10 protein-coding genes are annotated in these 14,664 nt (G+C 65.2%); 4 read left to right on the forward strand and 6 right to left on the reverse strand.

All coding sequences use genetic code 11. From position 1 onward, the window contains the following. Positions 1-20 precede the first annotated feature (20 nt). Positions 21-1,514, forward strand: coding sequence for a leucyl aminopeptidase (locus tag J0O65_RS23960; protein ID WP_215409690.1), 1,494 nt, complete (start codon positions 21-23; stop codon positions 1,512-1,514). 191 nt (positions 1,515-1,705) lie between these two features. Here the strand turns inward: J0O65_RS23960 and J0O65_RS23965 are convergent, their stop codons facing one another. The 4 genes from J0O65_RS23965 to J0O65_RS23980 are packed head-to-tail and all read right to left on the reverse strand — an operon-like array spanning position 1,706 to position 3,324. Next, the gene (locus tag J0O65_RS23965) at positions 1,706-2,239 is read right to left on the reverse strand and encodes a hypothetical protein (RefSeq protein WP_251373953.1); all 534 of its coding nucleotides are present in this window, start codon (positions 2,237-2,239) and stop codon (positions 1,706-1,708) included. Between the two features lie 11 nt (positions 2,240-2,250). Further along, positions 2,251-2,721: a CreA family protein gene (locus J0O65_RS23970; RefSeq protein WP_215409691.1), complete on the reverse strand. Its 471-nt coding sequence runs from the start codon at positions 2,719-2,721 to the stop codon at positions 2,251-2,253. Positions 2,722-2,753: 32 nt separating this feature from the next. Further along, entirely contained in the window at positions 2,754-2,942 is a 189-nt protein-coding gene (locus J0O65_RS23975; RefSeq protein ID WP_034782199.1) for a DUF1653 domain-containing protein, read from the reverse strand. A gap of 10 nt (positions 2,943-2,952) precedes the next feature. Then, positions 2,953-3,324: a phiTE_015 family protein gene (locus J0O65_RS23980; RefSeq protein WP_096234395.1), complete on the reverse strand. Its 372-nt coding sequence runs from the start codon at positions 3,322-3,324 to the stop codon at positions 2,953-2,955. 567 nt (positions 3,325-3,891) lie between these two features. On the opposite strand from J0O65_RS23980, the gene xth reads away from it, so the two are divergent. Continuing rightward, positions 3,892-4,656 carry an exodeoxyribonuclease III gene (xth, locus tag J0O65_RS23985; RefSeq protein ID WP_215409692.1) on the forward strand — a complete coding sequence of 255 codons (765 nt, stop codon included), beginning with the start codon at positions 3,892-3,894 and terminating at the stop codon, positions 4,654-4,656. Here the strand turns inward: xth and J0O65_RS23990 are convergent. Further along, positions 4,653-8,315, reverse strand: a complete 3,663-nt coding sequence (locus J0O65_RS23990; RefSeq protein ID WP_215409693.1) for a sensor domain-containing protein — start codon at positions 8,313-8,315, stop codon at positions 4,653-4,655. The two genes, xth and J0O65_RS23990, sit on opposite strands and share 4 nt — an antisense overlap. 212 nt (positions 8,316-8,527) lie before the next feature. Here J0O65_RS23990 and prpR point away from each other — a divergent pair, with 212 nt between their 5' ends. Together prpR and J0O65_RS24000 are read left to right on the forward strand one after the other, a co-directional pair. Then, positions 8,528-10,153, forward strand: a complete 1,626-nt coding sequence (gene prpR, locus J0O65_RS23995; RefSeq protein ID WP_215409694.1) for a propionate catabolism operon regulatory protein PrpR — start codon at positions 8,528-8,530, stop codon at positions 10,151-10,153. 25 nt (positions 10,154-10,178) lie between these two features. After that, positions 10,179-11,105, forward strand: a complete 927-nt coding sequence (locus tag J0O65_RS24000) for a phytanoyl-CoA dioxygenase family protein (protein WP_215409695.1) — start codon at positions 10,179-10,181, stop codon at positions 11,103-11,105. 33 nt (positions 11,106-11,138) lie between these two features. Here J0O65_RS24000 and J0O65_RS24005 read toward each other — a convergent pair whose 3' ends face one another. Then, entirely contained in the window at positions 11,139-14,486 is a 3,348-nt protein-coding gene (locus J0O65_RS24005; RefSeq protein WP_251373954.1) for a S41 family peptidase, read from the reverse strand. Positions 14,487-14,664: the final 178 nt, after the last annotated feature.

Genomic DNA, 14,664 nt, shown 5'->3' on the forward strand with positions numbered 1-14,664 from the left:
AAATGAAAACGGAGAACCAAATGGACTTTAGCATAAAAGCATTCGATACCAAGAGCACCCTCGGCACGGCCAAAAGCGGATGCATCGCGGTTGCGGTATTCGAAAACAAAAAACTGTCGCCAGCGGCAAAATCGCTGGACAGCAAGGGTGCGATTTCGGCTGCGCTGAAGTCCGGCGACATCAGCGGCAAGCCTGGCAGCACCTTGCTGCTGCGCGCAGTCGATGGCGTCGCCGCCGAACGTGTTCTGCTGGTAGGCATGGGCAGCGATGACATTGTCAGCGAAAAAAGCTTCACGACCGGCGTACAAGCCGCACTGAAGGCCTTCGGCTCGCTGGGCGCTGCGGACGCCATTATCGCATTACCGCTGGCGGAAGTGAAAGAGCGCGACGTAAATTGGGCAATCCGTTGCGTGGTGCAAGCGGCCCATGACAGCGAATACCGCTGCGACTCGCAAAAAAGCAAAAAAGATCCGGCGCCGGCAGGCGTGCGCAAGATCGTCCTGGCGGCACCGGCTACGGCAGCGACGCGCGGCGCGCTGGCGCAAGCCATCGCCATCGCCAACGGCTCCGACCTGACGCGCAAGCTGGGCGACCTGCCGGCGAACATCGCCAATCCGACCTACCTGGCCAACACCGCCAAGCAGCTGGCCAAGGATTACAAGTTCGAAGTCGAAGTACTGGACCGCAAACAGCTCGAAGCGCTGAAAATGGGCAGCTTCCTGTCCGTCACCAACGGCAGCGAGCAGCCGCCGAAGTTCATCGTCCTGAAACACATGGGCGGCAAGGCCAAGGATGCGCCGGTGGTCCTGGTCGGCAAGGGCATCACCTTCGACACGGGCGGCATTTCGATCAAGGCCGGTCCTGGCATGGATGAAATGAAGTACGACATGTGCGGCGCCGCCTCGGTGCTGGGCACCTTCCGCGCCATCGGCGAAATGAACCTGAAGCTGAACGTCATCGGCGTCATCGCCGCATGTGAAAACATGCCGTCGGGCCGCGCCACCAAGCCGGGCGACATCGTCACCTCCATGAACGGCCTGACCATCGAAGTGCTGAACACGGACGCCGAGGGCCGTTTGGTGCTGTGCGACGCGCTGACCTACGCCGAACGCTTCAAGCCGGCCGCCGTGGTCGATATCGCCACCCTGACGGGCGCTTGCGTCGTCGCCCTGGGCCACCACAACAGCGGCCTGTTTACGCGCAGCGACGCGGCGCATGACCAGCTGGCCAATGAGCTGCTGGCAGCGGGCAAGCAATCGAGCGACACGGCATGGCGCATGCCGATCGAAGAGGCGTACAACGAGCAGCTGAAGTCGAACTTCGCCGACCTGGCCAACATCGGCACGCCGGGCGGCGGCTCGGTCACGGCAGCGGCCTTCCTGGAAAACTTCACCAAGAAGTACACCTGGGCGCATCTGGACATCGCCGGCACGGCATGGAAATCGGGCGGATCGAAGGGTGCGACCGGCCGTCCGGTTCCTCTGCTGACGACGTTCCTGATCAACCGCGTGTAAGAGAACGCCAGACCAAACCTGCTGCGCGGGGCTATTGGCGGCCGGCGATGCTCGCTGTACATAGAGTACAGCTGCGCTTCTCGGCCGCCACTAGCTCCCGCTCGCGACGGTTTTGTCAGGCGTCGTGACACCGTAAAAAAAAACCGCCAGGTCTAGCGACCATGGCGGTTTTTTTATGCGCAGCGCATGAATCAGTAGACGACGGGATCGGGAATCGGCAGCGGCGCCACCTTCGGCTGCACCACCGTTTCAGGCACGGCGGCCGCTGGCGGCGGCGCGGGCATGGGCGCAGGCGGCGCCAGGCGCGCGGGATCCTGCATGACGATGGTCAGGATGGACGGGTAGTCGAAGCCGGCGCCCGTGTTGCGGTCGACGAAATAGCCGACGCCCAGGGTCAGGATGACGTTGCCCCAGACGCTGCCATTGAGCTTGGGGTCGATATGATCGTCCGTCGCGACGGCGGGCGAGCCGTGCTTGCGGCAGTCGACTTTCAGCGGTTCCTGGCTCTTGCGGATGGTGATGCGTCCGGGCGTGGTGACGAACCACTTGCCCACGTCGTTACTGAGGATGCAGCCAGCGCCCGTCAATTCGCGGTTGTCCTGGATGGTTTGCACCAGCACCATCTGCTCGGTGTTGCCCGTCAGCGTGGCGCAGCCGCCCAGGCCAAACAGCAGCAGCGTCCTGGCGGCAAAGGCGGCACGGGGAGCAGACAGCGGCAAGCGCATGGGAAGCTCGCTTAACGGACGGGAATCGGCTGGTCGCCTGGCACGGCGACGGCGGTGACGCTGTTTTTCGGACTGCCCTCGATCAGGCGGTCGGAATACACGAGGTAGACCAGCGCATTGCGCTTGCTGTCGACCATGCGCACGACGCGCACATGCTTGAAGAAGATCGAGGCACGCTCGGTAAACACTTCTTCCTGGCGCGGCAGCTTGCCCTTGAATTGCAGCGGCCCCACCTGGCGGCAAGCGACGGCCGCATCGGCCTTGTCTTCGGCCAGGCCGACGGCGCCCTTGATGCCGCCCGTCTTGGCGCGCGACAGATAGCAGCTGACGCCAGCGACGCGCGGGTCGTCATACGCTTCGACGACGATCTTGTGGTCAGGGCCGATCAGTTTGAACACCGTGTCGACCGAACCGATGGTTTCGGCCTGCGCCGCGGCGCAGGCAAAGCCCAGCACCAAGGCGGCTGGCAGCAATTTACGCATGAAAGAATCCCGGGCACGCACGCAGGCGGCCATCAGTTGATGGGAGCGAATCGCTGGACCATGACGCCTTCGACTTCGATCAGTTGAAAGAACACGTCTTTCGGCCGGGTCCAGATGGAACCGTCGGCGGCGCGATACACGATCATCGGCGTCAGATCCGCTTCCAGCGTGGCTTCGCACACCAGTTCATAAATGCCGCCCTTATAGTGCCGATAACGCATCGCCGTCCCCTCAAGCCGTTGAATCTTCGCTCTTGTCGTCGGCCAGTGCCTTCTGCTTCATCTTCAGGCCCTGGATCACTTTCAGTATGCCTTCCATGCCGGCCGCGCCATCGGCGCCGCTGAAGGCGTCGAGCACCTCATTGAGCACCTTGTTGCGCACCGTCGCTTCGTCGGAGGACATTTCCAGCGCGCGCTGGGCTTTCGCCGCCTTTTCGGCCGCGCTCACGCGCGGCTTGGCAGCCGTCTTGCCATGCGTCAGAGCAGCCTGCCAGATAACCCAGCGGCGCTGGGTCTCGAAAATCAGGTACTCGTCCGGTTTGTCTTCTCTTCGCCGCACAATGTGGCCGTCACGCTGCGCCCACGCTTCAAATGCAGTTCGCATTTTCTTCCTTTGCAAATGCTACGCGCAAGTCTCACTATTAAAACTGCAACATTTCAAAATAGTACCATCTATTGATGTCGCAAAACAGTCTCATAGATATAGTACTGCAATTTATATAACAAGTCTGGCGGCGCCAGGGACGGAATTGACGCTCCGTCCCCGGCACAGTGGTCATGTAATCGGAATAGCAATTACAACGAATTACAACTGCTTCCTGTTCGGTTCTAACTTGGCTGTAACAAAGCCGTATGACACAGTTGTTACACGGTGCCATTTTAGTAGTTTTTATCGCGTTTTAGCGAGAAACTTTACACCTTTGTCGCGTTAAACGGCGGGACGCAGCCTGCCGCACCAGCCACTTATGCCAAATCAAACAAAGGGATTGATCAATCATACACAAAAACATAATATTCATGCGCCACGATTGGTTAAATGCAAATACTTTATTACCACCCCTTTTGCCTTCCAGTAAAAAAGCACCGCCCCGGCAAGCGGCGCAGGACGCCGTCGACACGCATGCGGTAAGATTCGCGCCTATCGACACCTATTCAAGCAAGGATTTTTCCCATGAAACTCGCCACCTGGAACGTCAACTCGCTCAAAGTGCGCCTGCCGCAAGTGCTGCAGTGGCTGACAGACAACCCGGTCGACATACTCTGCCTGCAAGAGACCAAGCTCACGGATGACAAGTTCCCCGTCGCCGAGATCGAGGCGGCCGGCTACCAGGTGGTCTTCAGCGGCCAGAAGACCTACAACGGCGTGGCCATCCTGTCGAAGCTGCCGATCACCGACGTGGTAAAGAACAACCCGCGCTATGAAGATGCGCAGCAGCGCATCCTGGCCGCCACCATCGGTGGCGTGCGCATCGTCTGCGCCTACGTGCCGAACGGCCAGAGCGTCGACTCGGACAAGTACGAATACAAACTGGGCTGGCTGGCCGCCCTGCACGACTGGCTGGCCGAGGAAGCGCGGCAGCATCCGCAACTGGCCGTCGTCGGCGACTACAATATCGCGCCCGACGACCGCGACGTGCACGACCCCGTCGCCTGGGCCGGCCAGGTGCTGGTCTCGGACAAGGAACGCGCCGCCCTGCAGCGCCTGTTCGACATCGGCCTGACGGACGCCTTCCGCCTGTTCGAGCAGGCGGAAAAATCGTTCAGCTGGTGGGATTACCGCCAGTTGGGCTTCCGCCTGAACAAGGGCCTGCGCATCGACCATATCCTGCTCTCGCCCGCCCTCGCCGCCCGCTGCACGGCCTGCGTGATCGACCGCGTGCCCCGCAAGTGGGAACAGCCTTCCGATCACGCGCCGGTGGTGGCGACGATTGATTAACTAACGGCGATCCGCTCCAACAGGGCCTGCGCATTGACCGCCGGGACCGGCGCGGAAAACAGATAGCCCTGCGCATAGCGGCAGCCGTTCGCCTGCAGCAGGGCGAACTGTTCTTCCGTTTCCACGCCCTCGGCCACGGCCGACAATTGCAGGCTGTCGGCCAGCGCGATGATGGCCGACACGATGGCGCGGTCTTCCGCGCTGTGCTCGAGGTCCTTGATGAAGGCGCGGTCGATCTTGACCTTCTTCACGGGGAAGCGCTTCAGGTAGGCCAGGCTCGAATAGCCGGTGCCGAAATCGTCGATCGACAGGCGCAAGCCCATGCCATTGATCTGCCGCAGAATCTCCAGCGTATGCTCGCCGTGCTGCATCAGCGCCGTCTCGGTGATCTCGAATTCCAGCAGCGCCGGATCGACGCCCGTTTCCCGCACCACGGCGCCGATGGCCGCCACCAGCCCCTTGTGCATGAACTGGCGCGGCGACAGATTCACCGCCAGCGGCACCGGCTGCAAGCCCTGGCGCCGCCAGGCCATGCTTTGCTCGCAGGCCTGGCGCATCACCCATTCGCCCACCGGCACGATCAAGCCGTTTTCCTCCATGATGGGAATGAAGCGGTCCGGCAGCACCAGGCCGTGGCCCGGGCGGCGCCAGCGCAACAGCACTTCCATGCCATGCAGGCGGCGCGTGGCGATATCGATGACGGGCTGGTAAAACAGTTCGAACTGCTGCAGCGCCAGCGCCGTGCGCAAGCTGCTTTCCAGGTCGAAGTGCAGGGCCGCCGCCTGGTTCATCGTCTGCGTGAAGAACTGGTAGTTGTTGCGGCCATTGCCCTTGGCGTGGTACATGGCCGCATCGGCGTGGCGCATCAGGGCGTCGACGTCGCCGCCGTCGTCCGGATACAGGCAGATGCCGATCGACGGCGTCACGTGCAGCACATGGCCGTCGAGCGGAAAGGCGGGCGTCAGCGCCTCGATGATCTTCTCGGCCACGCGGGCCGCTTCGTCGCCGCCGCGGATGCCCGGCACCAGCACGACGAATTCGTCGCCGCCCAGGCGCGCCACCGTGTCGCTGGCGCGCACCGCGCCGCACAGCCGGGCGGCCACTTCCTTGAGCAGCGCGTCGCCCGTCATGTGGCCCAGCGAATCGTTGATGGTCTTGAATCGATCCAGGTCGATGAACATCACGGCCAGCTTGCGCCCGGAGCGCTGCGCGGCCAGCATGGCCCGTTCCAGCCGGTCCGACAGCAGCGCGCGGTTCGGCAAGCCCGTCAGGTTGTCGTGGTAAGCCATGTGGTGCACACGCGCCTCGGCCTGGCGCCGCTCGACGATCTCGCCCTGCAGCAGCAGGTTGGCGCCGGCCAGTTCGGCCGTGCGTTCCTGCACGCGCAATTCCAGCTCATCGCGCGCGCGGCGCACCGCCTCGGCCGCCTCGCGGCGCGCCGTCACGTCGTCGACCAGCCACACGGAGCGGCCATGCGCATGCGCCAGGTCGAACGGCCGGCCGGACAGGCGCGCCCAGAAGCGGCTGCCGTCCTTGCGCACCAGCTGGTATTCCGACATGTGCACCCTGCCCGCTTCGAAATCGCGCGCCGTCTCGCCGCGCGCCGCCCTCCACGCGGCCACGTCCGGATACAGCGCCTGCACCGACAGGCCGTTGATCTCGCCGGGCGCATAACCGAACAGCTCCTCCATCTTGCTGTTGGCGCGCAAATTGTGGCCGCCCTCCACCACCGAGATGCCCAGCACGGCGCTGTCGAGGATGGCCTGGTTTTCCAGCAGCGCGTTGCGCAGCGATTCTTCGGCGCGCTTGGCTTCCGTGCGGTCCTCGATGATCCAGATGGTGCCGGCGGCCGGATCGTCCGGATTGACGACATAGGCGATCAGCTGCGCCCACAAGGTCGTGCCGTCGCGGCGCATCATCTCCACTTCCGTCTGGAAGGGCTTGGCCACCGACAGGAAGGGGAAGGCCGCCGCGCCCAGCAAGTCGTACGATTGCTGCGACACGTACAGCGCGCGCCCGGGCAAGCCCAGTGCCTCGTCGCCGCTGTAGCCGAACATCGCGGCAAAGCCCAGGTTGTAGCGCGTGATCTGGCGGTTCTTGGTGTACAGGATGCTCACCGAGGCATTCGTCATGATGGCCGCCACCTCCATCTGCGCCTGGCGGCTGGCGGTGACGTCCTCGAGGATCCAGATGGCGCCCTGCTCGCTGTGCGCCTGGTCGACGGCCTTGGCGCGGATGCGGCACCAGAACAGGCTGCCGTCGCGGCGGCGGAACTGCGATTCGTCCTGCTCGTACGGCAAGCCCTGTCCCAGCAGCGGCGTGGCTTGCACGCCAAACGCCTCGTAGGCGGCGGGCGAAGGAAACAGCTCGGCGGCGGGCAAACCCGTCATCGCCTCCTGCGCGTAGCCGAACATTTCGGCGAAGCGGGGATTGCAGCGCAGGATCAGGCGCGAACGGGAAAACAGGATGCCGACGGAGGCATTGTCCAGGATGGCCTGCTGCTCGAGCATCAGCTGGCGCGTCGCCTCCTCGGCCGCCTTCTGCGCGCTGCGGTCGTCGAACAGCCAGATCGTGTCGCGTAAACCGCGCTCAGTCTGGCTTTCCGGGTTCAGGACATAGCCATACGCCAGCGCCCAGAACGTGGAACCGTCGCGGCGGCGCATCTCCATCTCGCCCTGGAACGGCAGGCCGCGCCGCAGCAGCGGCGCGGCCTGCCGCACGACGTTATCGTAGGCCGCGCGCGACGGGTACAGGTCGGCGACGGCCAGGCCCACGCCGCTGTCGCCGTCAAAGCCGAAGCATTCGGCAAAGCGCCGGTTGTAGCGCAGCACACCCTTGTCGCGCTGAAAACCGATGGCCAGCGGCGCGTTGTCCATCACGGCCTGCATTTCCAGCATGGCGCGGCGCAGCTGGTCCTCATCGCGCCGGTGGTCGCTGATATCTTCGATGATCCAGACCGTGCCGTCACGCGTATTGAGGGGATCGACGGCGCGCCCGTGCAAGCGGCTCCAGAACAGGGTGCCATCCTGGCGCCGCAATTCCAGTTCGGTGCGGTATGGCTTGCCCTTCGAGAGCAGCGGCGCCGCTTCCAGTCCGAGTGCGCGGCAATGCTCGGCGGAGCGGTACAGCACCGCGCCCGGCATGCCCGTCAGCTGGTGGCGCGCATAGCCGAACATTTCGGCGGCGCGGATATTGCACTCTTCGATGAAGCCGCCCTTGGAAAAGACGATGCCGACGGCCGCGCTTTCCAGGATGGCCTGCTGCTCGAGCAAGGTCTTGCGCAAGGCTTGCTGGTCGCGCTGCTGCACGCGGATATCGGCAAACACCAGGGTCGCCCCGGGCAAGCCATCGTCCACCTGCAAGGGCCTGGACCAGACCTGCACGGCGATGGCGCCCGCCTCCCCTTCCAGGCTGCTGTCCCAGTGCCGCTCGCGCCCGGCCGCACCGAGCGCGCCGCGCAGCATGCTGGTGCTCGACGCGCGGTAGGCATCCGTAAAACAGTCCGCCAGCAGCCGGCCCGACACGTCCCGCCCCAGCAAGGCTTGCAAGGCGCCGTTCGCCGCCACCACCATGCCGCAGGCATCGCAGGCGCAGGCCGGCAAGGCGATCAGTTGCAAGGCATCGGCGATGAAATCGGGACTGGTCGGTACGCGGCTCATGGACACCATGGGATGGTTAAGAACAAGATAGACATGCGCCTGGGAAAAAGATTCTTACAAGCATCATGGTGCTGCCAGATCATAAACCAGTTTCCGGCGGTTTTTTCATATTCCTTATTGGCAATATCTGAAACGCCACAGACCAGCTGCAACACGCCCGTTGCAACGTCGTTGCATGGCAAAAAATTGAAACAAATCGTTTAGAATAAAGCATGCGCCGCCCTCCCCAACCTCCGCTCGACCACCGCGACAAACCCGTCATCTGGACCGTCTCCGTCTCGCGGCTGTTCGACCTGTTCCGCGACATCACGCTCGAATACGACGACCTGGCGACGATCGAACCGATCAACCTGGGTTTCGACGACGCCGTGCGCCACATCCGCGAACGCATGGCCACCGAGCGCTGCGACGCGGTCATCGCGGCCGGCTCGAACGGCGCCTACCTGAAGGGACGCCTGTCGGTGCCCGTCATCATCGCCAAGGCCAGCGGCTACGACGTGATGCAGGCGCTGGCGCGCGCGCGGCGCATCTCGCCGCACATCGGCGTCGTCACCTACCAGGACCCGATGCCGGAACTGGCCGAATTCGCCGCCACCTTCGGCTTCCAGATCGCGCAGCGCACCTACGCCACGGAGGAAGACGCGCGCGCGCAGATCAATGAACTGAAGGCGGCCGGCGTCAAGGCCGTCGTCGGCGCGGGGCTCGTCACCGACCTGGCCGAGGAAGCGGGACTGGCCGCCGTCTTCGTCTATTCGGCCACGGCCATCCGGCGCGCCTTCGACGACGCGCTGGAACTGGCGCGCCTGACCCAGCTCGAATCAGGCAAGGGACGGCGCGCGGTGGTGGCCGACACCCTGCGCGCGCGCCACGGCCTGCACGACCTGCGCGGCGAATCGGAAGCGATGGAAGCGCTGCGCCAGTCGGTGGTGCTGTTCGCCCGTTCGCCGGCGACGGTGCTGATCCAGGGCGAGACGGGCAGCGGCAAGGAACTGGTGGCGCAGGCCATCCACCGCGAAAGTCCGCGCAGCCTGGGCGCGAACCGGCCCTTCATCGCCATCAATTGCGGCGCCATCGCCGAGTCCTTGCTGGAATCGGAACTGTTCGGCCATGAGGATGGCGCCTTCACGGGCGCGCGCCGCGGGGGCCATGCGGGCCTGTTCGAGGCGGCCAACCACGGCACCCTGTTCCTCGACGAAATCGGCGAAATGCCGCTGGCACTGCAAACGCGATTGCTGCGCGTGCTGGAAGAGCGCGAAGTGGTGCGCGTGGGCGGCACGCGCCCCATCGCCATCAATGTGCGCATCGTCAGCGCCACCCACTGCGACCTGGAACAACGCATCCGCGAAGGACGCTTCCGCGCCGACCTGTTCTACCGCCTGGCCGTGCTGCGCCTGCATTTGCCCGCCTTGCGCGAACGCGCCGGCGACATTCCCGGCCTGGCCGAATGGTCGCTGAAAAACGCCCTGGCCGCGCTGGGCGCCCGTCCGCACCCCAACCTGCACGCCGAGATCCAGGCTTGCGCGCCGCTGCTGCGCCGCTACGCCTGGCCCGGCAACGTGCGCGAGCTGCGCAACCTGGCCGAGCGCCTGGCGCTGTTCCTGGCCGCCGAACCGCTGCAGGCGCTCACTCCCGCCTTCGTGCTGGGCGTGGCGCCGGAACTGGGCAACGCCGCCGGCACGGCGGCGCTGCCGCCTGCGCCGGCCGCCGCCATCGCGCCGCGCCTGGAAGATGAAAGCGCCAGCGCCGTGCTGGCGCGCTTCGGCGGGCGCCGCGACGCCGCCGCCCAATACCTTGGCGTCAGCCGCACCACCCTGTGGCGCCGTCTGCGCGCCGGCTGATTTTTTCAACCCTACCCAAAACACCATGGACGACTGGCCTCACCTGCACGATTTATGGCAACGCTGCACGGGACACGGCGGCGCGCGCGGCAACCAGGGACTGGCGCGCGACCACAGCGACATCAAGGCGCTGTACGCACGCGGCATTTCGATGGAAGACGCACTGCACTTCCTGTACCAGCAGCGGCCCGGCCTGGACGCCTACATCGCCTGGATCGCCGCGCGCACGCGGCCCCGCCCGGACCATGCCCGCAGCCCGCACCAGGACGTGTTGTCCGCCGCCCAGCTGCGCCATTTCGAGGAACACGGCTACCTGGTGCTGCGCGGCGCCGTGCCGCGCGCGCAGTGCGACGCCGCCCGGACGGCCATCTGGGACTACCTGGGCGCCAGTCCCGATGACGCGGCATCGTGGTACCAGGCGCACCCGGGCAAGCGCGGCCTGATGCTGCAATTTTCCGACCATCCGGCCCTTGAGGAAAACCGCCACAACGCATACATACGCCACGCCTATCAGCAGCTGTACGGCGCCGGCGCCGGCATCTACGCCAGCATCGACAAGGTGAGTTTCAATCCCCCTGAAACGCCGCGGTACCGCTTCCTCGGCAGCGCCCTGCACTGGGACGTCAGCCTGCAACAGCCGGTTCCCTTCAAGCTGCAAGGCATGCTGTACCTGAGCGACTGTGCCGCGCAGCACGGCGCCTTCCACTGCGTGCCCGGCTTCCAGCACCGCCTGGCCGGCTGGCTGCGGCAAGTGCCGGCGGGGCGCCAGCCGCGCGAATGGGCCGTCGAGGATTTGCGGCCCGTGCCCGTCGACGGCATGGCCGGCGATTTCATCATCTGGCACCAGGCCCTGCCCCATTGCGCCACGCCCAACCGCGGCCCGGCGCCGCGCATGGTGCAGTACCTGACCTACCTTCCGGACCACTGCCAGGATCAGGATGTGTGGATCTGAACCGCTCATCCGGCCCTGGCGCCGTTAGCCGGACTACTTCAGCGCAGGGATGGGCTGCGCCCGGAAGGCGGGGAGCGGCTGCTCCCTGAGCTTTTTCGCCAGCATGTCGAGCGCCACTTCCAGCTGGCGGTCGGCGCCATCGAAGGTGGCGTGCGGCGGGTTCTCCACCTCCACGTCCGGCACCACGCCCACGCCTTCGATCAACCACTGGCCGTCGATGCCGAACTGGCCGTTCTCCGCCACGCGCGCCATGCCATTGTCGGCCAGGCGCGTATTGTCGCTGAGCCAGACCCCGGCGCCGGCCGTGCGCTTGCCCACCAGCGGCGCCAGGCCCAGGGCCTTGATGCCGGCGGCGAAGGTCTCGCCGTCCGAATACGTGAGTTCATCGACCAGCACGACCAGGTGGCCGCGGAAGGTGTTCTGCATGTTCGACGACGGCTGCACGCCCGGCGGCGCCCAGTAGGCCCAGGCCTTGCGCAGCAGTTTTTCGATGATCCAGCTGTCGATATTGCCGCCGTTATTGCGCCGCACGTCGATGATCAAGCCTTCGCGGTTGATGTTGGCGTAAAAATCGCGCGCGAACGAGGCGATGTCGTTGGGCCCCATGGCGCGCAGGTGCAGATAGCCGATGCGTCCCTGCGAAGCGGCCGCCACCTGCTCGGCGCGGCTCAGTTCCCAATCGCCATAGCGCAGCGCCGTCTGTTTCGCCATGTTGACGGGCGTGACGATGACGGCGCGCGGCGCCCCCTTGCCACGCTTGACCTGCAACAGCACCTGCTTGTCGGCCTGGTTCAGCAGCAGGTCGCTGATGTCGCGCGCGCCCAAGACGTCCTTGCCGTTGACGGCCGTGATCACGTCGCCCGCCATCACGTCCACCTCGGGCCGCGACAGCGGTGCGCGCGCCGAGGGCAGCTCCGCTTCGCTGCGGTAGACATGCTCGACCAGGTAACCCTCGTTTGTCCGCGCCAGCACGGCGCCCAGGCCGGCCGGCGTGCCTTCCTGTTCCGTGCGGCGCAATTCGCCGGGACGGATCTGCGAATGCAGGGCGCCCACTTCGGCCACCATCATGCCCAGCACGTCATTGAGTTCGGCGCGGTCCGTGACCCGCTCGACCAGCGGCGCATATTTGTCGCGCGCCGCCTTCCAGTCCACGCCGCGCATCTTCGCGTCGTACAGGAAATCGCGGTGCAAGCGCCAGGCGTCGTTGAACATCTGCTTCCATTCCAGGCGCGGGTTCGACACGAACGTCCAGTCGTCGACCTTGACCTTGGCCTTCGACAGGTCGGACGGCAGCTTGGCGCCCGCCTCGATCACCAGCATCTCGCCCGGGCCGGTGGCCGCCGCGGTGCGGTAGTACAGGTGCTTCTTGTCCTGCGCCAGGTCGAATTCGCGCACATTGGCCACCAGCAGTTCCGGCTTGGAGCCGGTATTGCCAATCGCCAGTGTCTTCAGGCTGGACTTGTTCTCGCCGCTGTCGCGCTCGAGGAAATACAGGCGCTTGTCGTCCATGGCCAGCGCGCTGTAGTTGCCCGCCGCCAGCGGCACCTCATACAGGCGTTCGGCCAGGCCCTGGCTGACGATGGCCGGCAAGGCGGCTGGCGCCTTTTTCACGGCAGCCTTGCCGCCCGCCTTCTCCAGCGCTTTTTCCGCCGCCAGTTCGGCCGCCTTTTCATCGTCCGTCTCGGCCGGCTTCACGCCAGGGCGGCTCAGCTCATCGTCGGGCTGGAACGGAAAACGGTTGCCCGGCTGCAGCGCCAGCGCATATACGCCGATGCGCTTGTCGAACACGGGCCCCATGTTGCGGTCGCCCCATGGCGACCCGTTGGCCAGCTGGAAATTGCGCGCCGACAGGAAATACAGCCAGCGCCCGTCCGGCGAAAACACGGGCGAACCGGACGTGTAGCGGTCGCTCGTGACGAATTGCAGCTGTTTCGACGCCAGGTTGTACAGGCCGATCTGCTCGCGCTGCTCGTTGCTGGCCACGCGCACGATGGCGAGGTTGCCGCTGTCGGGCGACCATTGCACTTCGTCGTGCTTGTCCACGCCCGCCTTGCCCGCGTCGTCGATCAATTGATTGCCCCTGGTCGCCAGGTCCAGCAGCCAGAAACGGCCCTTCTTGTCCGTATGCGCCAGCCAGCGCCCATCCGGCGACGGGTACAGCTTCCAGCGGTGATTATCGCCCTGCGTCGTCAGCTGCTCGCCCTTGCCCGAGCCATCGGCGGCGTACTTCCAGATTTCGTTCTCGCCGCTCGTGTCGACGATGGCGTACACGGATTTCTCGTCGCTGCTGAAAACAGCATCGCGCGCCCTTGCCCCTTCCGGTATGGCGATGTCGACGCGGCGCAGGCTGCCCGTGCCGGCGATGCTGACGCGCCCGCGGGCGGTGAGGATGATGCGCTCATCCTTGCCCGACAGCTGCACATTGGAGAGGGTGTCCAGCGGCGAGCGGATCTGGCGCGCGCGCTGCTGGTCGAAATCGGACACGAGGCTGATGGCCAGCGCCTGCGACTCGCTGGCGCCGGGCGCGTTCAGGTCGAGCACGTACAAATCGGCGCCCAGCTGGTAGACGATCTTGCCATCGCCCAGCGAAGCGTTGCGCACGTCCCACTGCGTGTGGCTGGTCAATGCGCGGCGGTCCGAGCCGTCGGGCAGCATGCTCCACAGATTGTCGCTGCCGCCTTCATCGCTGATGTAGTAGACGCGGCCCTGCCACCACATGGGGCGCTTGTTGTTGCCAGCCAGCACGGCAGCTTCCGCGTGCATGCGCACGGCCTCGCCCTTGCCGTCCAGCGCGTAACGCCACAGGGTGGCATGCGCGCCACCCCGGTAATTGCGCACGTTGTCGTTGGTCATGGCCAGGCCGAAACGCGTGAAGAACAAGGTCTTGCCCGCATCGTCGAGCACGGCGTCGTTGGCGTCGGCCACGGGAAACACGCGGCGCGTCTGTTTCACGGGATCGATGGCGGCGACGATGCGGCGCGATGCGGGTCCGTCCGTATTTTGCGTGCTGACCAGCACCTCGCCCTGCGCCGTCCAGCCCAGCACCAGCACGCCGCCATTGTCGAAGGAAATGCGGCGCGGCAAGCCGCCCGCCAGCGGCATCACATACGCTTCCTGCGCCCCCTCATAGGCGGCGGAAAAGGCCAGCCACTGGCCGTCGCGCGATATCGCCGCGTTCGTTTCATAGCCGGGATGCGTGGTCAGGCGCTGCGCGGCGCCGCCGCGCACGCTGCTTTTCCACAGGTCGCCTTCGGCGGTAAACACGACGGTATCGCCGCGCACGGCGGGGAAGCGGAAATAGCTGCCGGCCGGCGCGGCGGCGGCGCTACCCAGCAAGCCGGCGGACAACAGGAGCAAGGTAAGATTGTGGGAAATTTTCATGAGAGCATCCAGATAGCGGTCAAGTGGCATGGACACGATGTCGATACCGGACAGCAATTCTGGCATAACTGCGACCAAAGAAAATCTTCTTAAAACCTTCTTTATTGCCCACAAAAACGTAAAAAAACCCGCGCCACTTGCGTGGGCGGGTTTCTTGATCGCACGTGGCGATGGAGTC

The organism is Janthinobacterium sp. JC611 (assembly GCF_018682595.1).
Taxonomy (GTDB): Bacteria; Pseudomonadota; Gammaproteobacteria; order Burkholderiales; family Burkholderiaceae_D; genus Janthinobacterium.